The sequence below is a fragment of the Paraglaciecola arctica genome (assembly GCF_018861065.1).
Taxonomy (GTDB): Bacteria; Pseudomonadota; Gammaproteobacteria; order Enterobacterales; family Alteromonadaceae; genus Paraglaciecola; species Paraglaciecola arctica_B.
The window spans coordinates 128,031-150,846 of sequence record NZ_JAHKQO010000036.1; the positions used below are offsets into that span (position 1 = coordinate 128,031).

The 22,816-nt window shown below is 42.4% G+C and carries 19 protein-coding genes; all 19 read right to left on the bottom strand.

Annotated elements, in window-relative coordinates; genetic code table 11:
• Nucleotides 1–73 precede the first annotated feature (73 nt).
• Nucleotides 74–484 (bottom strand): 8-oxo-dGTP diphosphatase MutT, encoded by a 411-nt coding sequence (gene mutT / locus KO534_RS13865; RefSeq protein WP_215930260.1) that lies wholly within the window; start codon nt 482–484, stop codon nt 74–76.
• 94 nt (nt 485–578) lie between these two features.
• Nucleotides 579–3,272: a preprotein translocase subunit SecA gene (gene secA, locus KO534_RS13870; RefSeq protein ID WP_215930261.1), complete on the bottom strand. Its 2,694-nt coding sequence runs from the start codon at nt 3,270–3,272 to the stop codon at nt 579–581.
• A 144-nt stretch (nt 3,273–3,416) separates the two neighbouring features.
• The gene (locus KO534_RS13875) at nt 3,417–4,325 is read right to left on the bottom strand and encodes a M23 family metallopeptidase (protein WP_215930262.1); all 909 of its coding nucleotides are present in this window, start codon (nt 4,323–4,325) and stop codon (nt 3,417–3,419) included.
• 246 nt (nt 4,326–4,571) lie between these two features.
• Nucleotides 4,572–5,486, bottom strand: a complete 915-nt coding sequence (lpxC, locus tag KO534_RS13880) for a UDP-3-O-acyl-N-acetylglucosamine deacetylase (protein WP_215930263.1) — start codon at nt 5,484–5,486, stop codon at nt 4,572–4,574.
• Nucleotides 5,487–5,637: 151 nt separating this feature from the next.
• On the bottom strand, nt 5,638–6,810 hold the full coding sequence (gene ftsZ, locus KO534_RS13885) for a cell division protein FtsZ (protein WP_215930264.1): 1,173 nt from the start codon (nt 6,808–6,810) through the stop codon (nt 5,638–5,640).
• Nucleotides 6,811–6,906: 96 nt separating this feature from the next.
• Nucleotides 6,907–8,136 carry a cell division protein FtsA gene (gene ftsA, locus KO534_RS13890; protein ID WP_215930265.1) on the bottom strand — a complete coding sequence of 410 codons (1,230 nt, stop codon included), beginning with the start codon at nt 8,134–8,136 and terminating at the stop codon, nt 6,907–6,909.
• An 82-nt stretch (nt 8,137–8,218) separates the two neighbouring features.
• Nucleotides 8,219–8,977, bottom strand: a complete 759-nt coding sequence (locus tag KO534_RS13895) for a cell division protein FtsQ/DivIB (RefSeq protein WP_215930266.1) — start codon at nt 8,975–8,977, stop codon at nt 8,219–8,221.
• Nucleotides 8,974–9,936, bottom strand: a complete 963-nt coding sequence (locus tag KO534_RS13900; protein ID WP_215930267.1) for a D-alanine--D-alanine ligase — start codon at nt 9,934–9,936, stop codon at nt 8,974–8,976. The genes KO534_RS13895 and KO534_RS13900 overlap by 4 nt, the downstream gene beginning before the upstream one ends.
• Entirely contained in the window at nt 9,933–11,387 is a 1,455-nt protein-coding gene (murC, locus tag KO534_RS13905) for a UDP-N-acetylmuramate--L-alanine ligase (RefSeq protein WP_215930268.1), read from the bottom strand. Before murC ends, KO534_RS13900 begins: the two co-directional genes overlap by 4 nt.
• Nucleotides 11,384–12,472, bottom strand: a complete 1,089-nt coding sequence (gene murG, locus KO534_RS13910) for an undecaprenyldiphospho-muramoylpentapeptide beta-N-acetylglucosaminyltransferase (protein ID WP_215930269.1) — start codon at nt 12,470–12,472, stop codon at nt 11,384–11,386. Before murG ends, murC begins: the two co-directional genes overlap by 4 nt.
• A complete protein-coding gene (ftsW, locus tag KO534_RS13915) occupies nt 12,465–13,805 on the bottom strand; it encodes a cell division protein FtsW (protein ID WP_215930270.1) in 1,341 nt (446 codons plus the stop codon). Before ftsW ends, murG begins: the two co-directional genes overlap by 8 nt.
• Nucleotides 13,802–15,100 carry a UDP-N-acetylmuramoyl-L-alanine--D-glutamate ligase gene (gene murD / locus KO534_RS13920; RefSeq protein ID WP_215930271.1) on the bottom strand — a complete coding sequence of 433 codons (1,299 nt, stop codon included), beginning with the start codon at nt 15,098–15,100 and terminating at the stop codon, nt 13,802–13,804. Before murD ends, ftsW begins: the two co-directional genes overlap by 4 nt.
• Before the next feature lie 26 nt (nt 15,101–15,126).
• Nucleotides 15,127–16,209, bottom strand: coding sequence for a phospho-N-acetylmuramoyl-pentapeptide-transferase (gene mraY / locus KO534_RS13925; RefSeq protein WP_215930272.1), 1,083 nt, complete (start codon nt 16,207–16,209; stop codon nt 15,127–15,129).
• Entirely contained in the window at nt 16,203–17,612 is a 1,410-nt protein-coding gene (locus KO534_RS13930; protein WP_215930273.1) for a UDP-N-acetylmuramoyl-tripeptide--D-alanyl-D-alanine ligase, read from the bottom strand. Before KO534_RS13930 ends, mraY begins: the two co-directional genes overlap by 7 nt.
• The gene (murE, locus tag KO534_RS13935) at nt 17,609–19,171 is read right to left on the bottom strand and encodes a UDP-N-acetylmuramoyl-L-alanyl-D-glutamate--2,6-diaminopimelate ligase (protein WP_215930274.1); all 1,563 of its coding nucleotides are present in this window, start codon (nt 19,169–19,171) and stop codon (nt 17,609–17,611) included. The genes KO534_RS13930 and murE overlap by 4 nt, the downstream gene beginning before the upstream one ends.
• On the bottom strand, nt 19,161–20,999 hold the full coding sequence (locus tag KO534_RS13940; protein ID WP_215930275.1) for a penicillin-binding transpeptidase domain-containing protein: 1,839 nt from the start codon (nt 20,997–20,999) through the stop codon (nt 19,161–19,163). Before KO534_RS13940 ends, murE begins: the two co-directional genes overlap by 11 nt.
• The gene (ftsL, locus tag KO534_RS13945) at nt 20,996–21,316 is read right to left on the bottom strand and encodes a cell division protein FtsL (protein ID WP_215930276.1); all 321 of its coding nucleotides are present in this window, start codon (nt 21,314–21,316) and stop codon (nt 20,996–20,998) included. The genes KO534_RS13940 and ftsL overlap by 4 nt, the downstream gene beginning before the upstream one ends.
• Nucleotides 21,313–22,248, bottom strand: coding sequence for a 16S rRNA (cytosine(1402)-N(4))-methyltransferase RsmH (gene rsmH, locus KO534_RS13950; protein WP_215930277.1), 936 nt, complete (start codon nt 22,246–22,248; stop codon nt 21,313–21,315). Before rsmH ends, ftsL begins: the two co-directional genes overlap by 4 nt.
• On the bottom strand, nt 22,248–22,706 hold the full coding sequence (gene mraZ, locus KO534_RS13955) for a division/cell wall cluster transcriptional repressor MraZ (RefSeq protein ID WP_215930278.1): 459 nt from the start codon (nt 22,704–22,706) through the stop codon (nt 22,248–22,250). Before mraZ ends, rsmH begins: the two co-directional genes overlap by 1 nt.
• Nucleotides 22,707–22,816: the final 110 nt, after the last annotated feature.

Sequence of the window (22,816 nt, forward strand, 5' to 3'; positions counted from 1 at the left end):
GAGTGAGCATCATTTGCAATTTATGAAGGTCGAATTATCAGAATACCAGACTAAAAATACTGGAACCGCTTTATTATTTTTTCTCACTATTTTGAACATATAAACTAACCAACCTATCGATAATGACTTTGTTGGCTTCGGGAAAGTTATATTGACTTAAATCACTAATAGCCACCCACTGACTCTGTTGACCTTCTTGATGACTGGCTTGTCCATTAAAACTCTCAACCAAGCGTACATCTAATCGTACCTTTTTATCGCCGTAATCGTGTTCAATCAACATCAGTTCGCTTTGTTTGGTCACTTGAATACCAATTTCTTCTGCCAATTCTCTGCTAAGGGTTTGTTCTATAGTTTCATGTTCTTCACGTTTACCACCAGGAAATTCCCACTTTCCGCCTTGATGTAACTTCTCTGCTCGCTTGCTAATATAGATCTCGTTACCTTGCTTTATGACACCTACGGCTACTTCTACTATTTTCATGCGCTTCCCATTTATCAATCAACTCATAACGACAAACAAAAAAGCCGAACTGATGTCCGACTTTTTTTGTTTGATGGCTTTTATAGAATTTAAATTAACTCAACTTACCATGACACTGCTTATACTTTTTACCTGAACCACAAGGGCAAGGATCATTTCGACCAACTTTAGGTCCCTGACGTATTCCCGTTTTAGTGGGCTCTGGTTTACTTGCTGATTCATGTTCAAATTTCTTTGGCGTTTCATCGGCCTGACGTCTTTGCTCTTCTACCGCCTCAACATCTTCTTGAGCCTTAACTTGTACCTTACTTAAAATAGTGACCACTTCGACCTTAAGGGCTTCTAACATCTCAGAAAATAGCTCAAAGGATTCACGCTTATATTCCTGTTTAGGATTTTTCTGCGCATAACCGCGAAGGTGAATACCTTGTCGCAAGTGATCCATAGCGGCCAAATGTTCTTTCCAGTGACTATCTAAGTTTTGAAGCATCACCGCTTTTTCAAACTGCCTGATCACTTCAGGGCCAACAATCTCTTCTTTAGCTTTATAAGCAGCATTCACTTCAGCTAGAACTCGTTCACGAAGCTTTTCTTCATAGAGTTTGTCGTCTTCATCTAACCATTTTTGTACTGGCATTTCAGTTAAAAATTCTGCTTTGAAACGCTCTTCTAAGCCGGCTACATCCCACATTTCCTCTAAAGACTGAGGAGGAATATATTGGTCTAGAATACCATTGACCACGTCTTCGCGGATCACTTCGATGGTTTCACTGATTTCGCCTTCCTCTAATAACTCATTACGCTGCTCGTAAATAACTTTTCGTTGATCATTAGCAACATCATCATATTCAAGCAATTGTTTACGCATATCGAAGTTACGGCCTTCAACTTTACGCTGAGCATTTTCGATAGCTCTGGTTACCCAAGGGTGTTCAATGGCTTCACCACGTTCCATGCCCAAACGCTTCATCATATTGCCCATTTTTTCAGAGGCAAAGATACGCATCAAAGCATCATCAAGTGACAAGTAAAAACGTGAAGAACCTGCATCCCCTTGGCGACCCGAGCGGCCACGTAATTGATTATCGATCCGACGTGATTCATGACGCTCGGTACCTATAATATGCAATCCTCCTGCTGCCAAAACGGCGTCATGAGCGACTTTCCATTCTTCCTTAATTTTTTCTACTTTACTTGGCTTAGGATCGTGAATTTTGTCAATTTCTGCCTGCCAGTTACCACCTAAAACAATATCCGTGCCCCTACCTGCCATATTCGTAGCAATGGTAATGGCACCTGGTTTACCTGCTTGAGAAACAATATCAGCTTCTTGTTCATGAAACTTAGCATTAAGTACTTTGTGAGGTATTTTTGCTTTTTTCAAAATGCCCGATATCAATTCCGAATTTTCAATTGAGACAGTACCCACTAGCGCAGGTTGACCGCGTTTGACGCAGTCTTTGATATCTTCAACTATGGCTTCGTATTTTTCTTCCGCAGTTAAGAAAATCAAATCTGCTTTGTCTTTACGCACCATAGGTTTATTGGTTGGAATAACAACTGTATCCAGACCGTATATACTTTGAAATTCGAAGGCTTCAGTATCGGCAGTACCTGTCATACCAGAAAGTTTTTCGTATAAACGGAAGTAATTTTGGAAGGTTATAGAAGCTAGTGTTTGGTTTTCATTTTGAATGCGCACACCTTCTTTAGCTTCTACTGCTTGGTGCAAACCTTCAGACCAACGACGTCCTTCCATAGTCCGCCCAGTGTGTTCGTCGACTATCACTATCTCATTGTCTTTAACGATATAATCCACATCTTTGGCAAACAGTTTGTGTGCTCGCAGTGCTGCATTGACATGGTGTAGCAACGAGATATTAGCTGCAGCAAACAAAGATTCTTCTTGTGACAAGATACCTTCGCGTTGTAAAATTTGTTCTACAAATATCTGACCATTTTCGGTCAAATGAATTTGCTTACCTTTTTCATCAATGGTGTAGTGCCCATCACCCGTTTCACCTTCTTCATCTTCTTTTTCTTGCTTAGTCAACTCAGGGATAATGACATTTATTTTTCGATATAACTCAGAGCTGTCTTCGGCTTGGCCAGAAATAATAAGGGGTGTACGAGCTTCATCAATTAGAATCGAGTCCACTTCATCAATTACGGCAAAATGTAGGCCCTTTTGAACGCGATCATTTGGACTAAATGCCATATTATCTCGTAAATAATCGAATCCAAATTCATTGTTTGTGCCGTAAGTAATATCGGCGGCGTAAGCGTCTCGTTTTTGTTGAGGATTTAACCCTGGAATATTACAACCTACCGTTAAGCCCAAGAACTCAAACAAAGGTCTACTCCAGTCAGCGTCACGACTAGCTAGATAATCATTAACAGTAATGACATGAACGCCTTTGCCTGATATCGCATTGAGGTAGGTAGGTAAGGTAGACGTCAGTGTTTTACCTTCACCAGTGCGCATTTCTGCAATTTCACCTTGATGTAGTACCTGACCACCGAGCATTTGCACATCAAAATGACGCATTCCGAACACTCGCTTACTGGCTTCACGAACCACTGCAAAAGCTTCAACCATGATATCGTCTGTGGTCTCATCTTTTTCTAAGCGCAGTCTAAATTCGCTAGTTTTGTCTTTAAGCTGCTCATCAGATAAAGCTTCGTATTCAGTTTCTAGTTGATTAATAAGGTCAACAGACTTACTTAGTTTTTTAATTGTCCGGTCGTTTCGACTGCCGAATATTTTGGTGAAGATACTAGAAAACATCTATTTACAGCTTCCAATCTAAAAGATTAATAATTTTAATTGATCACAAGCTACAACAACTCATGATCAAACCCTGTACTAAAATAAAACAATCGGCCCAGAGGGCCGATTGTTAATTACGATTTATTGCCCCATTACTATGAGTTAGGAGCTTTTGCGATATACGTAAGGCAATGGATCCTGCTGCTTACCTTTGCGTATGACCTCATAATGCACGTGTGCTCCAGTAGAACGCCCCGTATTTCCCATGACGGCGATACTTTGACCTTTTGTCACTACATCGCCAATCTTAACATTAAGTTCTTTATTGTGCCCGTAACGCGTGACTAATCCGTCACCATGGTCAATTTCAACCAAATTACCATAACCGTATCGCGATCCGGACCAAGTAATAATCCCGGCTCCTGTAGCTAAAACGGGCTCACCTTCTTTACCGGCAAAATCAAGCCCTTTATGCATAGCGGGTAAGCCACTAAAGGGGTCTTTACGAATGCCGTAATAAGATGACAACCAACCAGATGAAATAGGTTTACCCTCTAATCGTCTCTCCTGCTCTATATGGTGACTGAGCATGATAGATTCAAGGGCTGTGAGTTCTTGGGTTTTATTTTGGATGGTTTCTAACATGCTAGTCATTTGTGACAAAAGCACATCTTGAACTTGAATATCTACAGGGCTGCTATCCAAAGGACCGCCCATACTGGGCATTTGATTGAAACTAAACTCATCTGGATTCAGGTTGGCTCTTTCAACTAAACGTGACCCTAAAACATCTAAGCGTTGAATTTGGCTTTGCATGTCGGCCAGTTTTAGCATTACGCCCGTTAAACGTTGTTCGGTAGAAGATTTGAGTAAATCGACTTCATTAGCCTGTTGCTCGAGGCCAGATTTTGCATACTGGATCCTTGCAATATTTTCTTCAGGGGAATGAGTAGAACGTCCGGAAACGAAGAAAAAGCCACAGATCGCCAATAAGGCTACAAGCAATTTAGGCTTGTCTATATTGAGCACAAAACGTGCTTTATTACTTTTAAAGAGTAACGTTAATTTCATTACTATTGACTGCCTTTCAACATGGACTCAATATACTTTGAGTTTAATTCACCAAGCCATAAACTAACAGCATAACAAGTTATATCAGTTACGACATACTGTTGATTTTTTATACCAACCGGATTCCAATTAGAATCTCTTCAACAAGAAAATAATCAACAATAGTGCATTTGTATTATTGATAACTCTATCACTATGTTATTTGGCTAGTTTATTGTCAACTAGTCAAATTACACAAATTGATACTTAATTAGTCAATAATACCGGAGCAAAGCTGATAGGCATCTCTTCTGGTGTGTTATAACCAACAAATTCCCAACACTCTTTATTTTGCAATAATGCGTTAAGTAACTTGTTATTTAATCCATGGCCTGTTTTATAAGCCACTAACTCACCAATAATACTATGCCCACAAAGATATAAGTCACCAATAGCATCCAGTATTTTGTGCTTCAAAAACTCATCAGGGTAACGTAACCCTTCAGGATTAAGTACTCTATATTCATCTAAGGCGACCGCATTTTCCATGCTGCCTCCTAAGGCCAAATCATGTGAATTCATATATTCAAGATCTTTCATAAATCCGAATGTACGCGCTCGACTGACTTCGTCAACGTAAGATGACGAGTCGAAGTCCAAAACCATATGTTGGCGAGTCTGACTAATTACTGGGTGTTCAAAATCAATTCTAAAATCTACCCTAAAACCGTCATAAGGACGAAATTCCGCCCATTTATCACCGTCTTCTACTTTGATAGTTTTATTGATTTTTATAAACTGCTTAGGCGCATTAAGTTCTTCAATGCCAGCTGATTGTAACAAAAAGATAAATGGACTAGCGCTACCATCCATAATAGGTAGCTCATCACTGTCTACTTCTACAATTATATTATCAATACCTAGCCCAGCTAAAGCTGATGCTAGATGTTCAACAGTAGAAATTTTTGCACCGTCATCATTGCTGATACATGTACATAACATAGTATCACCAACAGATTCTGCGCGAGCGGGAATATCAGCATAAGGCTCAAGATCAACGCGGCGAAATACGATTCCCGTATTCGCCGGCGCTGGCCGGAGAGTCATAGTGACCTTGTCACCTTTATGCAAACCAATCCCGGTCTCTTGCACAGATTGTTTGATAGTGCGTTGTTTGATCATAACCTTTTAGCTCAATAGCTTATTAGAATAAAAAGCGGCACGCATAGTACTAAAAATACTTATTTTTGTCAAAATACTGTCATGTTTAGCTCAATGGCCGTCTTAGCCAAATAGTCTGACCGAGTTTTAACTAAATAATTCATTTTAAGTACTAATCAGCTTGCTTACGCAAGAATGCGGGAATATCTAGATATTCCAAATCATTGCCTTGCTCAGTTTTTTCTTCATTCACTATTGTTTTTGCTGTTTCAGGCATAACGTTAGCGCTAGGCATAACATTTGATCCATTTGCCTGAAGCTTGAACTCGTGTGCATCAGCAACCACTTTATTTGCTCTATTAGACACTAAAGAAATGTCAGGTTTCTTTTCAGCGCCAATACCCGTAGCCACAACTGTTACTCGCAATTCATCACTCATTTCCATATCGATAACGGTACCGACTACAACGGTTGCGTTTTCTGAAGCGAACGCTTTAACAGCATTACCAACAGTTTCAAACTCATCAATAGAGAAGTCTGGCCCAGCAGTAATATTAACGAGAATACCTCTTGCACCAGACAAATCGATATCTTCCAATAGAGGACAAGCGATAGCACTTTCTGAAGCTTCTTCTGCACGATCTTCACCTGATGCGCTACCATGGCCCATCATTGCAGTACCCATTTCAGACATAACTGTTCTTACATCTGCGAAATCCACGTTGATTAAACCAGGACGGGTAATCAACTCAGCAATACCTTGCACCGCACCACTTAGAATGTCGTTGGCTGCGCTAAAGGCTTGTAATAAAGGAGTACCTTTACCCATAACCTTTAATAATTTTTCATTAGGAATAGTGATTAAGGAGTCAACATATTTGGATAACTCTTCAATACCTTGATCGGCAAAGTCGGTACGTTTTCTTCCTTCAAATGGGAAAGGTTTGGTTACCACAGCAACAGTCAAAATACCCAATTCTTTGGCTACTTTCGCTACTTCTGGCGCTGCCCCCGTACCTGTTCCTCCACCCATTCCAGCAGTGATAAATACCATATCAGCACCTTCAAGGCTCTGACGTATAGTTTCTCTGTCTTCTTCTGCTGCTTGACGACCAATATTAGGGTTCGCGCCGGCACCTAGACCTTTGGTTACCCCTGATCCAATTTGCAACGTCACGTTTGCTGATGAACTACGTAACACCTGAGCATCAGTATTGATGGCAATAAACTCTACACCCTCAATATTCTGTGCAACCATGTGTTCGATAGCGTTACCACCACCACCGCCAACGCCAATAACCTTAATTACTGCTTCTTCGCTATGACTATCCATTAACTCAAACATTTTTACTCTCCGGTTTGTACATAAAAGCAGTCAGAAATTCTTCCTTGCCTGCTGCTCATTTTTTATCGCTCAATTTATGTGTTAAAAGATCAACTTTTAAAACTCACCCTTGAACCAACTTTGAATTCGTTGCCACATTCCGTCACTTGCTTTGTTTTTCATAACAAGCTGACTTATGACATGTTCTTTTCCGTATTGCAGTAAACCTACTGCTGTAGCAAATTTTGCATCTTCGACATATTCAGACAAACCTTTCATTCCCAAAGGCTCCCCTACTCGAACCGGCATTTGGAAAATTTCTTCTGCAAATTCAACCGCTCCTTCCATTTTTGCCGTGCCGCCAGTTAATACAATGCCCGCAGCGATTTGCTCTTCTAGTCCACTGGCGCGAATTTCATCGTGAACTAGTTCAAATAATTCTTGGTACCTAGGTTCAATAACTTCCGCCAGTGTATGCCTCGACATAGCTCTTGAAGGTCTGCCTCCAACACTGTGTACTTCAATGTTTTCTTCCATGCTAACCATGTCTTTTAAAGCACATGCATGTTTAATTTTTATCTCTTCAGCATGACTGATGGGAGTACGGAATATTTTGGCAATATCACTGGTAATTTGGTTACCAGCCGCAGGAATAACCGCGGTATGACGAATCGCGCCATCTGTGTAAATCACCATATCGATAGTGCCACCACCAATATCTACTACACACACACCCAACTCTTTTTCATCATCAGTTAATACTGCATAGCTAGATGCCAACGCCGAAAATATTAACTGGTCGGCGGTTAGCTCACAACGCTCTACACATTTGACTAAATTCTTAGCCATATCATCAGCACAAGTAATAATATGTGCTTGCGCTTCCATTCTAACACCGGACATACCAATTGGATTTTTAATACCTTCCTGTACGTCTATAGTAAATTCCTGAGGCAATACGTGTAACAATCGACGCTCAGCCGCAATAGGTACCGAGCGAGCGGCATGCACCACGTTGTCGACGTCTTCTTGGGTCACTTCCTGATTATTAATCGGCACCATACCGCTTTCATTTTGGCATTTTACGTGGCGTCCCGAAATTGACATAAACACCGAAGATACACTGCAGTCTGCCATCAATTCCATTTCGTGCACCGCACGTTTAACCGATTGCACGACCAAGTTGAGGTCATTTACGCCTCCCTTATCCATGCCTTTTGACGAATGGCTGCCAACACCCACAATGCTAATGGTGTTGTCATGCAACAACTCGCCCACTACGGCCTTCACATTGCTGGTGCCTATGTCTAAGCCAACAATTAGGCTTCTTTCTGTACCCTTAGACATATTGCTCAACTTTGTCATTCATCACATTCACCACACTCACGATAATTTAATCTCTTCTTTCCAGTTATTAAACTGGTTTAATTTATGCTGCTTTGTCTAAGGTTTTCCAACCTACTGCTAAACCTGTGTCATAACGCAAATCGACATAATCGACTTGTCTTTTTTGCTGCGATATTAGCGGTAATAAATCCACAAATCGCTGCAATCGATCAATAAACTCTGTACGTCCTAAATTTAACTTAATGCCATTGTTTAGCTGTACATTCCACGCAAAACGTTCGCTCAAAAACATTTCTACAATATACAAATCCGAAGTCTCCAATAACGACTGCATATTTCGGTATCCTTGCAATGCCGTTTGTTCACTTCCTCCAGGCCCATATAAATAAGGCAAGGTTATTTTTGAATTCAAATCGGCATCGCTAATTTGCGCGTCAAAAGCATCACCAAATTGGTTTAACAGCATATCGCCGTTCCAAATTGCCGCAGGTTGTTGCTCAACAACAAACACCTCCAATCCATTTGGCCAACGCTTACGGACTGAGGATCGGTATACCCAAGGCATGTCTTCAACCGTTTGATGTGTTTGGTTAACGTCCAATTCAAAAAAACTGCCCGGCTGTGTTTTTTTAATCAACCTTTGTATCTTCTGGTCGTCGATAAATGTTCTTTCACCCGAAATCACAATATCTTGTACCGGTGCTTGTTGTTCATCTTCCAACCAAGCATTCAATTTAATCAATCCAATCACTAACAAAACCAACAAACTAATAAAAAACGCCAACCCCAAATAAAAGTGCGGGCCTCTGCGTGGTTTATCTAATGCTGGCAGTTCGCTCACCTGCACTCCTCAGTGGTTTTGAGCACCGCCAATGACAACTCATCGAAACTCATTCCAGATTGTTTTGCCGCTAGTGGTACTAAACTTTTTTCAGTCATACCGGGTACTGTATTCGCCTCCAATAAATAGAAGCGACCTAACTTATCCTGCATGAAATCAATACGGCCCCAACCTGAGCCTGCCAAAGCATCAAATGCTTGCAACGCCAACTCTCCCAGTTGCCTCTCTATCTCATCTGGCAAACCACTAGGGCAACGATATACGGTGCTATCTGCTTGGTATTTTGCAGTGTAATCATAAAAATCGCGGGGAGTACTCATGCTTATAGAAGGCAAAGCTTTGCCATTCAGTATGCTGACAGTATATTCTGAACCATGTACGAACTGCTCTATTAAGACTTTATCATCAAACTTAAATGCGTCTTGTATGGCAGTTTCTAGTTGTAGTGCGCAACTGACTTTAGCCATACCGATGCTGGATCCTTCCTGCGCAGGTTTGACCATGACCTCATTCCCCAATTCGGCCATTATAGCCTCGCACGATCCTGCATCAAAGCATCTTTTATCAGCTATTTTATATTTAGCGGTAGGCAGTCCCAGACTCTGCCACACTTGTTTACTTCGAATTTTATCCATGCATAACGCAGACCCCAAAACCCCGGTTCCAGAATAGGGTAACTTGAGCTGCTGCAACGCCCCCTGCAATGAACCGTCTTCGCCGCCACGACCGTGTAACATAATCACGACACGCTCAAAATTTTCTGACAACAATTCGGTTAAGGGGTGCTCTGCAGGATCAAAAGCGTATGCATCAATTCCCATTGCAATGAGTCCACGCAGTACGGCCTTCCCTGAATTCAAAGACACTTCTCTTTCAGCGGAGTTTCCGCCAAACATTACTGCGACTTTTCCATATTCAGTGAAACCTAGATTACGCGATGTTATTTGCTGCTTACTCACGACTCTAACCCTTTATTTAATACTTGTGGCTCTAGTTTGCTTTGCTGCAAGAATTTAGCTATTTGCCCAATATTGCCGGCACCTTGGGTTAAAATAATGTCTTGATCACTCAGCGTTTCAGCCATCAATTTAGGCAACTCAGCTATATCGGAAACGTAAATAGGTTCAAGTTGCCCACGTTGACGAATAGAGCGACATAACGAACGACTATCGGCACCATCTATTGCTTCTTCTCCTGCGGAATAAACCTCCAGTAATAACAACACGTCAACCTGAGACAGCACTTTAACAAAGTCTTCGTATAAGTCGCGGGTACGAGTATACCTATGAGGCTGATAAGCCATAACCAAACGCCTATCTGGCCAATTATTTCTAGCCACCGCGATAGTGGCAGCGACCTCAGTTGGGTGATGACCGTAATCATCAACTAAAATGACTTGGCCTTTAGATGTAGTGTAATCCCCTAAAAATTCGAAACGCCTACCTATCCCTGAGAATCCTGCCAATGCGTTTACTATGTATTGGTCTTCGAGACCTTCGTCGCTTGCCACAGCGATGGCAGCCAAAGAATTCAAAACATTGTGCTGCCCTGGAATATTAACCGTTACAGCTAGTGGAGGAAGATTGGCTCGTAATACATCGAAAGTACTTTGATTAAAACCTAATTGAATGTTTACGGCGCGCACATCTGCGTTTTCAGAAACACCGTAAGTCAAGTATTGGCGTCCTAATCGAGGTAGTAATTTTTGAATCACAGGATCATCAATACACAATACGGCCAGTCCGTAAAAAGGTAGGTTATGCAAAAAGTCGATATAGGTGTCTTGCATCTTCTGGAAATCACCTTGATAGGTTTCCATATGATCGGCTTCAATATTTGTCACTACCGACACCATTGGTTGCAAATGCACAAACGAGGCATCACTTTCGTCGGCCTCTGCAATCAAATATTGACTGTCGCCTAACCTAGCATTAGTGCCTGCGCTGTTGAGCAGCCCACCAATAACAAATGTCGGATCCAACTTAGCCTCTGCAAAAATAGTTGAAATCAGACTAGTAGTTGTGGTTTTCCCGTGTGTGCCCGCTATCGCAATACCATGACGAAAACGCATTAACTCAGCTAACATTTCGGCGCGGCGAATGACTGGAATACGTTTTTCGTTGGCAGCGCTAATTTCAGGGTTGCTAAGGTCTATTGCGCTGGAAACCACAACAACATTAGCCAACTCAATGTTAGTAGCGAGGTGTCCGAAATAAATAGTGGCTCCCAAGTTTTGCAATCTTTGAGTCATTGCATTGGCTTGACGATCAGAACCTGAAATCACATAACCTTCATTTAGTAATACTTCGGCAATGCCCCCCATACCAGCACCACCAATCCCCACAAAATGAATATGTTTGATCCTGCGCATCTCTGGCACGTGGTAATGGGCTGGAGTATCTTTGTTCATGCTGCTCGCTCACTTAATTCAATACAACAATGCGCGACTTCTTTAGCGGCATCTAAACGGGCAAGGCTTTTTGCACTTTTGCCCATCTCAATTAATTTTTCCGGCGACAACACATACTCTTGCAACAATCCTCGCAATTTTTGTGCTGTCAGTTCACTTTGAGGCAACAACTCTGCTGCCTGCACATCGACCAAAGTCTGCGCATTTTTTGTTTGATGGTCATCTACCGCGTAGGGCAAAGGTACAAATATCGCAGCAACGCCTGCAGCAGCGACTTCTGCAACAGTTAAGGCCCCAGCTCGACAAATCACTAAGTCTGACCAAGCATAGGCCGCTGGAATATCGTCAATAAATTCAGTAATTTGATAACAATCCGAGTCAATTCCATTTTCTATATATGCCTGTTGCACATTGGATAAATGCCCACCCCCTGTTTGATGCCGTACCTTTACTTGATCTAAATTGACTAGCGCAGAAGGTAATGTTTGGTTTAGCACTTGCGCCCCTAAACTACCGCCAATAACAAGTATGTTGAGAGGTAACTCAACACGCGCCTTAATGGCTAATTCTGCAAATTCCCGACGTACTGGATTGCCAACCCAGACATATTTATTATTTTGTCCTGTGCTTTGCGCTGCAAAGGTTTTGTCGAATCCAGTCATTACTTTTTTAGCAATCCGAGACAACAGTTTATTAGTCAGCCCTGGCACTGCATTTTGTTCATGTAATATCAAAGGTAAACCATTTAACCAGGCAGCCACACCACCAGGACCACTTGCAAAACCGCCCATTCCAATGACAACATCAGGTTTAAATTGTTTAATTACCTTATGGGCTTGGACAATTGCTTTGATAATTTTAAATGGCGCACTTATTAAAGTGAGCAAACCGTTTTTGCGTACTCCAACAACATCAATAAAGTTTATGGGGTAACCCGCTTGTGGCACTATTTGAGCTTCCATTCGACCTGCCGTACCCATCCACTGTATTTGCCAGTTTTTCGCTGCCAATTCTGCAGCAACAGCCAAACCAGGAAAAACATGACCTCCAGTGCCACCTGCCATAACCAATAAACGCTTAGTCATTGAGACCTCCAGCTTTTATGGTTGTTGCAGGCTCTAACGGCACTTCGCTGATGACGTCTTCAATCACAGCGTTAACTTTTTGTTTGGCCTTTTTGGTTAACAGACTTTTTTTACCTTTAGCAGCACTTGCTTTGTTGATAGCTTGAATACCATCTACTCGCATTTCAAAATCAATACGTACTAATATTGCCACTGCTATCGACATCACTATCATGCTCGAACCACCGTAACTCAGTAGAGGAAAGGTAAGCCCTTTAGTTGGCAAAATACCGGCACTCGCTCCAACATTGACTGCTGTTTGCAGACTAAACCAAATGCCAATCGAATAAGCTAAGTAAGCGTCAAATGGGCGTTCCTTTCGTAACGCTAAATTCCCCATTTTCATGGCTTTCATAACAATCATTAAAATAACAATTAAGACCGTTAAGACACCGGCAAAACCTAGTTCTTCCGCAAGAATAGCCATGATAAAATCGGTGTGTGCTTCTGGTAAATATTCGAGTTTTTGTAAGCTATTACCTAAACCTTGACCAAACACATCGCCGCGACCATAGGCCATAAGTGATTGGGTTAACTGATATCCGCTGCCAAAAGGGTCTGCCCACGGGTCAAGAAATGACGTTATTCTGCGTAATCGATACTCTTCAAATACAATTAGCATCACTACAGCTAGCGTACCAGCAATAGCCAAACTGAAAAATTGCCAAAGTTTGGCGCCGGCCAAAAATAGTAGCCCAATAGTAGTCAACAACATAACCACTACCGTACCCAAATCAGGTTGCAACAATAGTAGTAACGCTAAGGCAAAAAATACTACTAAAGGTTTAATAAATCCTTTTAAGTTTTCGGTTACTTCTTCGTAGCGGCGCACCAAATACCCAGCTAGATAACAAAAGAAAAACAACTTGGCAGGCTCTGCTGCTTGAATAGTAATAGGGCCAACGACTAACCACCTAGTACTACCATTAACACTGCGGCCAATTAACAGCACCGCAACTAACAACACCACAGCCAATAATAACAACCAAACGTTACTCATGCGCCACCAGCGCATCGGAATTTGCATCACTATCAATGCGCCGATGAGCGCGAGCATAATATAAATGCCATGGCGAATAGCAAAATGAAATGGGTTACCAAACAACCTATCAGCTATTGGCATTGAGGCCGAAGTGACCACAACCCATCCGATTGATAACAAAGCCACAGCCAAAAGAAGTAAAGACTGATCATATGGCTTCAGGTTAGCTTTTGTAGCAGTCTCAGAGTTATCATGCCTAGACATGAATAACAGCCGAAGTGAGTTGCTTTTATTTTCAGCATTCACGCTCATACTGCTAGCTCCTGAACAGCATGGGAAAAACAATCCCCCCGTTGCTGGTAACTAACAAACATATCTAGACTGGCACAAGCAGGCGAAAGCAAGACAATATCGCCCGATTGGCTGTGTTTAGCCGCTACTAATACCGCGTCCTGTATTGTTTCTACCTTTATATTATTGTTATGTAAGGCAGCAATTTTGTCACCGTCTTTACCAAGGGTAATTAGCACGCTAACAAATTGTGTTAAGCACTGCTTTAACACTGTGAAATCAGCTCCTTTGCCTTCGCCACCTGCGATAAGAATTAGCTTCCCCTTAAGGTTTGAAACCAATCCATTGATAGCTGCTAATGTTGCTCCTACATTTGTTGCTTTAGAATCATTGATCCAGCGCACGTTATTGAACATGGAAACGGTTTGGCATCTATGGGGCAAGCCGCCAAATTTTTGCGCTCCCTGACGAATACTGTCATCGTCTATGCCAAACACTTTTGCTAAAGCCGCAGCAGCTTGGATATTCAACATATTATGGGCGCCAACCAATAAACAACTGCCACTTTCTATATATGGCTTGCCGTCTAACAAGATACTCGCGTTATCTTTATCCCATGAGAAGCCTGAACTAGATTGAGATAAACCGTAGGTTAAGGTCGCTTCGCAGTTTGTTGGGTAAGACAAAATATCGTCTCTGTTACAAACCATAAATTGGCAATTTTGATAGATGCTCAGTTTTATTTGCTGATAGCTTGCTAAATTCCCATGGCGATCAAGGTGATCTTCGGTAACGTTCAGTACGGTTGCCGCCAGTGGAGTTAAAGAGTAAGTGGTTTCTAGTTGGAAGCTAGACAATTCTAGAACAATGACATCAGCGGACTGCTGCAGCAAATCCAAAGCTGGTACGCCAATATTGCCTCCCATTAATACTTTTTTACCCGCAGCTTTGCACATATCAACTACTAGGTGAGTAACAGTAGACTTACCATTAGACCCCGTGATAGCAATCACTGGAACTTCATTAAATTGAGCAAACAATTCAATATCGCCCACCACATGTACACCAGCGCTGATGGCTTGTTGAATAGCGGGGGTATAAAAATCTACGCCTGGGCTAAGTACAATCAAGTCAGCTTGAATTAATTTCGCGATTGATAATTCGCCCAGAACCAAAGGGATATCGAGTTTAAGTGTCAATTCATTGCGGCTGTCCATCGCTGTGACATTGGCTCCTTTAGCTAACAAAAACCGTACACAAGATAAGCCAGTAAGGCCCATTCCTATTACAACGATATTTTTGTTAACTAAAGTCATGTTTTTCACGTTTGTTTACTCGACCCTTAACGTAATTTCAAGGTGGCTAATCCCACCAAAACTAACATTAATGAGATGATCCAAAAGCGCACTATTACCCGTGGTTCTGGCCAACCTTTTAATTCGTAATGATGATGGATAGGCGCCATTCTAAAAATCCGTTTGCCACGCATTTTGAATGATCCAACCTGTAAAATTACCGATAAAGTTTCGGCAACAAAAATACCTCCCATAATGAATAAAACGATCTCCTGGCGAACCAAAACAGCCAGTATTCCTAATGTGCCACCTAACGCCAACGATCCCACATCACCCATGAATACTTGAGCTGGGTAAGTGTTAAACCACAAAAAGCCGAGTCCCGCTCCTACTATTGCAGTACAGACAATGACTAGTTCGCTGGTGAGTGGAAGATAGGGAATATTTAAATAAGCAGAAAAATTGATGTTACCTGTTGCATACGCAAAAATGGCAAAGGCTCCAGCCACTAAAACAACGGGCACAATAGCAAGCCCATCCAAACCGTCAGTGAGATTCACTGCATTACTGGTACCTACAATCACGAAGTAGCTGACAACAATAAACAACATTCCCATTTGTGGCATCACGTCTTTAAAAAACGGCACTAATAAAGCAGTTTCAGCTGGATTTTGTTGACTTGAATACAAGTAAAATGCCACTAAAATGGCGATGACAGACTGCCAAAAATACTTCCATCGTGCGATTAAACCTTTAGCATCTTTACGAATAACCTTGCGGTAATCATCAACGAAACCAATAATTCCGTAGCTTACTAGAACAAATAACGTGACCCATACATACCTATTGGCCAAATCACTCCATAACAAAACACTGGACACTATTGCCGCAAGAATTAACAAGCCGCCCATAGTGGGTGTACCAGATTTAGCCAAATGGGACTCAGGACCATCGTCTCTGATGGTTTGCCCAATCTGCATTCTCTGTAACCAACGGATCATTTTTGGTCCAATTATCACAGCGATAAGTAAGGCCGTTAAGGTACTCAAAATAGCGCGCAAGGTTAAGTACGAAAAAACTCGAAACCCCGCGTCAAACTGCTGTAGCCAATCAGCTAACCAAATTAGCATGCAATTCTCTCCCTAAACCGTTCAAGCTTTCCCAAGGGGGATTCCTCCAACGCTTTAACCACTAATTCCATACGTGCACTTCGAGAACCTTTTACTAATATGCTGATATCGCATTTTTCCGATAATGTTTGTTGATTGATAAATTCAATCATTTGCTCCAAACGACTAAAATGTCGTCCTTGTTCAGCAAAAACATCACTCGCACTTTGACTCAACACACCCAATGTAAACAGTTTATCAATACCTTTTTGTTTGGCGTATTCGCCTACTTGCTCATGGTAATAGCGAGCTTTTTCGCCAAGTTCTGCCATATCTCCAAGGATCAATATTTTTCTTCCGGCGAAACTCGACAATAAATCAATTGCGGCGTTCACCGAACCAACATTGGCATTGTAAGTGTCATCTAAAATTTTCACTTGATTAGTCAGGGCTTTAACATGTAATCGACCAGCCACATGGGGCATATCTCGCAAACCCTCGCGCACATCCTGCAAAGTAGCTCCAACTTGTAAAGCAAGTGCGGCTGCCACCAGCGCATTACTCACATTATGGGCACCGGGTAGAGATAAACTAATAGCGATACGACCTTTCGGTGTGACTAACTCAAACTGAGCACAACCGTCTAAACCTAGAATGATATCTTCGGCAAACACATCTGCAGCCTTTTCGGCTGAGAAGGTTTGCACCTTATTGTATTTAAGTTTCCCCATCCAAAAGTCAGCAAACTGGCTATCTGCGTTAACTATCGCCAAACCTTCTTTTTCTGATAAACCTTTGAAAATTTCACTCTTTGCTCTGGCAACACCAAGCAAGCTACCAAAACCTTCTAAATGCGCGGCGGCGGCGTTGACTATAGTGGCCACATCAGGCTTAACTAAATTAGTGGTATAGGCAATTTCACCTAGATGATTGGCGCCCATTTCTACCACAGCAAATTCGTGATGTTGTTCGAGTCTTAACAATGTCATAGGCACACCTAATTCATTGTTTAAATTACCTTTGGTGGCCAATACTTTTCCGCGGCGAGATAAGATGGCCGCGACCATTTCTTTGACTGTTGTTTTACCACTGCTGCCAGTAATACCTACAGTTTTAGGCGCCACTTTCGCTTTCACTGCTGCCCCCAACATGCCAAGTGCTAGAGTGGTATCTTCAACTAAAATATAAGGAAGTTGTGTATCAACATCTTGAGATACAATTAAGGCAATAGCACCTTTACCTTCGGCTTGTTGAACAAATTTATGACCATCAAAATTGGGGCCTTTTAATGCTAGAAACAAATCCTTAGGCAAGATACTTCTGGTATCAGTACTAACGCCTTCGATTACCAACTCCTGCATATTCTGAGCAACTAACTGCCCATTAACTTGTTCCGCAACCCAGGAAAGTGAAACCGGGATCATACTTTTTTCCCCTTTTGAAGAAGTGCTACAAACTGACGTTCATCGTACGCCACCGTTTGTGTTCCTATTATTTGATAATTTTCATGGCCTTTACCCGCGACCAAAATCATATCGCCAGCTGATGCTTGCGTAGCAGCTAACTTAATCGCTGTTTTTCGGTCATGTTCAACTTGGATAGATTGGGGGTAGGCACAGCCCGATAAGATGTCGTTTATTATGTCTTGAGGGGTTTCACTGCGCACGTTGTCATCGGTCACAATAACCTTGTCAGACAACCTTTCAGCAATCTCTCCCATCAAAGCACGTTTGCCTACATCACGATCGCCGCCACAGCCAAACACACAATATAACTTTCCATCGCAGTGCTGCTTAGTCGCCATTAGTGCTTTTTCTAGGGCATCTGGAGTGTGGGCGTAGTCCACGACTATAGTGGCTTGGTTTTGACGGCTATATAGCTCCATTCTTCCCGCTACTGGTTTAAGCTTTTGAACAATGTAAGCAATCTGTTTGAGACTTTTACCTAAACACAATTGGCTACAAATAGCGGCTAACACATTAGCCACATTAAAGTCAGCTAGTAAGCATAAGCGCAGTTCGCAGTCTCCCCAAGAGGATTGCAACGTAAGCGCAATACCGTCAGTGGTATAACGCACGTTATTTGCCACACAATAGCGATATTCACTGGGTAAGTCCGTTGCACTGATATTCTGGCCAAAAAGCACCACTGTGGTTTGCTCCGGCATATTGACTAGCCAGTTTTTATGTTCAGGATCATTCACATTAAGCACAGCATAAGCCAGACCTGGTTGCTGTAATAAAAGCTGTTTTGCTAAAGCGTATTCAGCCATAGAGCCGTGATAGTCGAGGTGGTCACGGCTTAGGTTGGTAAAGACCGCGATGTCAGTCTTAACCGCTTTTATGCGGTTTTGTACTAAGGCATGTGAGGAAGCTTCCATTGCTACTTGGAATGCCCCTTCATTAACAAATTCAGCTAGTAGCCGTTGTATGCTGATAGCATCGGGAGTGGTATTCACCGTGTTTTCTTGGGTTTCAAACTCAGCATTGGATGAATACATACCCGCACCTAAGGTGCCAATAGATGCAGCTTGCTCTCCCATTAAGTTCGCCAGTTGACTGGTTAACTGCACGGTTGAAGTTTTACCATTAGTACCGGTCACTGCGATAATTGACATCGAGTTAGCTGGGTGTTGATAGAATTGAGCAGCCAATTCTGAAAGTTTTTCAGGCAATTGAAAAAACCACACTATGACACTTTGTTCACGCATCTCTACTTGACCATGACTGCTTTTATCGTCACATTGCGCCACTATCACTTTGGCACCTAAGCTAATCGCTTGGGGAATAAAATTTCGTCCATCTAACGCATGACCATTGAGGGCGATAAAGGCTTTATGTATAGCCACATCTCGACTGTCTAACACCAGTTCGCTGATCATAATGTCCGGTGCATCAATGCCAAAATGTGCCATAAGGGGCTTGATGCTCTGGTCAAACACCTCGGGAAATTGTTTATTAATGCTGACCATATCAACCTGCATTAGCGGCCCCTCCACTCGCACTAGTAGATGAAACTGCTATTGACGAAACCGTCTTGTCATCAGGAGGAACATTTAGCATTTGCAAACTGGCAGCCATGATTTTGGCGAAAACCGGAGCCGCTGTTTGACCAGCATAATAAAGTTCACCTTTAGGCTCATTGATTAAGATAACGACGGCTAATTGAGGGTCAGATACTGGAGCAACCCCCGCAAAAATATTGACGTATTCCTCTCCGTAACCATTGGCTATGGCTTTACGACTGGTACCTGTTTTGCCAGCAACTCTATACCCCGGCACATTGGCTTGCTCTGCAGAGCCATTTTTTTCGGTGACAGTTTCCATCATTTGCAATATTTGTTGAGTTGATTGAGCACTAATAACACGTTCACTTTCAACTGGAGCATCGGGTTTGATAATACTCAAGGGACGACGTATACCACCGTCGCCTAAAATGCTATACATTCTAGCTAACTGTAACGCGGTAACCGAAATACCATAACCAAAAGACAAAGTGGACAACTCAAAATCAGACCAACGAGGGCGGTCACTGAAAATACCGTTAATTTCACCAAGTAAGTTCGCGCCACTACCACTCATTAATCCGACGTTGTAAAACATATCCAGTAAAAATTCTTTAGGTACCGACAAGGCCAATTTCGAAGTCCCCATATTGCTCGACTTACGAATAATTTCGGTTAAATCAATTTCACCATAGTTACGTGAATCCCTCACTATGTTGCCACCTAAGTGCATCCAACCAGGGGAGGTATCTACCAAAGTTTCTGTGTCGGCGGTTCCAAACTCCAACGCGCTTAATACTGCGAGCGGTTTAATTGAGGAGCCCGGTTCGTAGGCGTCAGTTACGGCTCGATTGCGAATTCTATGGGCCGACACTCCGGCTCGATTATTGGGGTTATAAGAAGGACTATTAACTAAGGCGAGGATTTCTCCTGTACTTACCGCCACAACAACCGCAGACCCTGAGGTCGCTTTGTAATATTGAACCGCTTGCTTTAGTTCTTTATAGGCTAGAGCTTGAATTCGTTGGTCAATGGTTAATTGAATATTTTGCGGCTCTTTGCCTTCTTCAGACTCAATTAGCTCAACCATTCTCCCTTTGCCGTCGCGACGTATTTTCCTTGAACCTTGCGAGCCAGCCAGCCACTTGTTGTATAACTTTTCAATACCTTCGATACCAGCATCGTCGACGTTTGTAAATCCAACAACATGAGCTGATACTTCGCCACTTGGGTAATAACGTCTCGATTCATCACGTAGATATATTCCAGCCAGCTTTAATTCTTCAACGTAATCAGCCATAGCGGGTGAAACTTGGCGCTGGATGTAAACAAAACGCTTTTCTGGGTTGCTCACTTTTTCTTTCAGCTTACGCACGTCTTGGCCTAATACTTCTGCCAAGGCCTGCCAGCGTTTTTTGTTTTCACGTTGCCTAGCTTGCAAATTAAAACTGGGGTCATCTTTTGCTTTTTGTTGCGTTTCTTGCTCAGCTTCAGCAATGGCTTTAGGGTCTGCCCAAATTGCTCGCACCGGCACACTGACCGCCAATTGTTGTCCATTACGATCAACAATCAATCCGCGATGCAATGGGTTAGCTCGGGTACGTAGTGTGCGGCTATCACCTTGTTTGATTAATAAATCAGGTGAGACTACTTGTATGTATGCAGCGCGAATTCCTAAGCCAACAAAAACCAATAGAATTGCTACAACCACCACAACAAAACGCCAATGTAGGAAACTCGGCACACTATTGACCTTAGCTTGATTGGATCTATTCTGCTTTTGTGACTGGCGATTAACAGTATTCATTTGATACGCACCACGACTTCGTCACTGGGCAGCGGACGGTGCATATTGAGCTCACTTTTTACCAGTGATTCAATACGGTTGTGTTCAGTTAATGCGCTTTGTTCAAGGACTAAATGACGCCACTCGACATCAAGCTGATCCTTCTCTTGCATAAGACGTTCAATGGCAATCGACATTTGTCTATTATGGTGAGCACTCAGTATCACTAACCCAGCACTAACTAAGAGTGCTAGAAACAACAAAACCCGCACTGGATGGCGGGCTAAATCAGCAGCTACAAAACTGAAGAGATTAAAGTTGGTGTTGTGACCACTCATAACTTTTCAGCCACCCTTAACACCGAACTTCGTGCCCGAACATTTCTTTTCAATTCATCGGCCGAGGGTTTAATTGCCTTTCCTATAGGCTTCATAGCCTTTGAAGCGTCTATTTCTGCTTGCAGTATAGGCATGCCATGAGGTACATCAAGACCCCGACTCTGCTCCCGCACAAAACGTTTCACTAGGCGATCTTCTAATGAGTGAAAGCTAATTACCGCCAAACGCCCTTGTGGAGCTAAGGTATTTAACGCCGCTTTGAGGCCGGTTTTGATTTCGTCTAATTCGCTGTTGACATAAATACGTATCGCTTGAAAACTTCGAGTAGCCGGATGTTTAAACTTATCTTTTACTGGTACGGCTAAATCAATAATTTCGGCAAGTTGAGCAGTATCGGTTATAGGCGCAATTTGACGAGCATTCACAATACCGTGGGCAATGCGTTTACCAAATTTTTCTTCACCAAACTCCTTGATAACTTGGGTAATATCTTGCTCTTCGGCAACCGCTAACCACTGGGCTGCGCTTAAACCTCTAGTGGTATCCATTCGCATATCTAGTGGTCCGTTACGCATAAAACTGAAACCACGGTCAGCATCATCAAGCTGTGGTGAAGACACCCCTAGATCCATTAAGATGCCATCAACTTTTCCGATCAACCCTAACTCTTCAGCTACGACTTGCAACTCTGAAAACGGACGATGATGAATTGAAAAACGCGGGTCATCAGCCAAAGACTTAGCGGCTTCGATTGCACTAAGATCACGATCGATGGCGATCAACTGCCCTTTAGATGATAAAACCTTGAGGATCTCCCTAGAATGACCTCCACGGCCAAAAGTCGCATCCATGTATATGCCATCAGGATTAATGGCTAGACCATCAATGGATTCCTGCAACAATACAGATAGATGTGAAAAATCGTTTTCCATTAAAGTGAAAAATCCTGAAGTCGTTCGGTCAATTCAAAATTCGCTTCTTGTTCTGTGGCTACATCCAAATTGATTTGTTGTTGCCACACCTCAGCATCCCAAATCTCAAACTTATTAAATTGACCCACTAGCATAATTTGTTTGTCGAGTTTGGCGTGTTGACGCAGAGGCGCTCCCAGCAGAAAACGGCCGTTTTTATCCATCTCACCTTCGTTTGCATAACCCAGCAGTAAACGCTGCATTCTGCGCTCGTGAGGGTTCATACTAGAAAGACGGCTTAATTTGAGTTCAATTTCTTCCCATTCAGGGAGTGGGTAAAGCAGCAAACAAGGTTGTTGTGTGTCGATAGTGCAAACTAGCTGTCCCTGACAATCATCCAGCAAGGACTGCCTATACCTTGTAGGTATAGTCACTCGACCTTTAACGTCTAGATTGATTGCATTAGCGCCGCGGAACATGATTCCCCTAACCTTTTTTTATTTTTATCTATCGAAAATTAACTAGTAAAGACAACACTAAACAGAATCTGAATTTATATTTTTAATGTTTTTATTGGGATTTCTTAACC

What these genes read in the sequence shown, in the direction of transcription:
- murG (WP_215930269.1), bottom strand. Translation starts at nt 12,472, where the DNA reads ATGACTAAGCGTTTATTGGTTATGGCAGGTGGCACTGGAGGTCATGTT.
- mutT (WP_215930260.1), bottom strand. Translation starts at nt 484, where the DNA reads ATGAAAATAGTAGAAGTAGCCGTAGGTGTCATAAAGCAAGGTAACGAG.
- ftsL (WP_215930276.1), bottom strand. Translation starts at nt 21,316, where the DNA reads ATGAGTGGTCACAACACCAACTTTAATCTCTTCAGTTTTGTAGCTGCT.
- KO534_RS13930 (WP_215930273.1), bottom strand. Translation starts at nt 17,612, where the DNA reads ATGATCCCGGTTTCACTTTCCTGGGTTGCGGAACAAGTTAATGGGCAG.
- mraY (WP_215930272.1), bottom strand. Translation starts at nt 16,209, where the DNA reads ATGCTAATTTGGTTAGCTGATTGGCTACAGCAGTTTGACGCGGGGTTT.
- KO534_RS13940 (WP_215930275.1), bottom strand. Translation starts at nt 20,999, where the DNA reads ATGAATACTGTTAATCGCCAGTCACAAAAGCAGAATAGATCCAATCAA.
- ftsA (WP_215930265.1), bottom strand. Translation starts at nt 8,136, where the DNA reads ATGTCTAAGGGTACAGAAAGAAGCCTAATTGTTGGCTTAGACATAGGC.
- rsmH (WP_215930277.1), bottom strand. Translation starts at nt 22,248, where the DNA reads ATGGAAAACGATTTTTCACATCTATCTGTATTGTTGCAGGAATCCATT.
- ftsW (WP_215930270.1), bottom strand. Translation starts at nt 13,805, where the DNA reads ATGAGCGTGAATGCTGAAAATAAAAGCAACTCACTTCGGCTGTTATTC.
- ftsZ (WP_215930264.1), bottom strand. Translation starts at nt 6,810, where the DNA reads ATGTTTGAGTTAATGGATAGTCATAGCGAAGAAGCAGTAATTAAGGTT.
- murC (WP_215930268.1), bottom strand. Translation starts at nt 11,387, where the DNA reads ATGAACAAAGATACTCCAGCCCATTACCACGTGCCAGAGATGCGCAGG.
- KO534_RS13875 (WP_215930262.1), bottom strand. Translation starts at nt 4,325, where the DNA reads ATGAAATTAACGTTACTCTTTAAAAGTAATAAAGCACGTTTTGTGCTC.
- secA (WP_215930261.1), bottom strand. Translation starts at nt 3,272, where the DNA reads ATGTTTTCTAGTATCTTCACCAAAATATTCGGCAGTCGAAACGACCGG.
- mraZ (WP_215930278.1), bottom strand. Translation starts at nt 22,706, where the DNA reads ATGTTCCGCGGCGCTAATGCAATCAATCTAGACGTTAAAGGTCGAGTG.
- murE (WP_215930274.1), bottom strand. Translation starts at nt 19,171, where the DNA reads ATGCAGGTTGATATGGTCAGCATTAATAAACAATTTCCCGAGGTGTTT.
- murD (WP_215930271.1), bottom strand. Translation starts at nt 15,100, where the DNA reads ATGACTTTAGTTAACAAAAATATCGTTGTAATAGGAATGGGCCTTACT.
- lpxC (WP_215930263.1), bottom strand. Translation starts at nt 5,486, where the DNA reads ATGATCAAACAACGCACTATCAAACAATCTGTGCAAGAGACCGGGATT.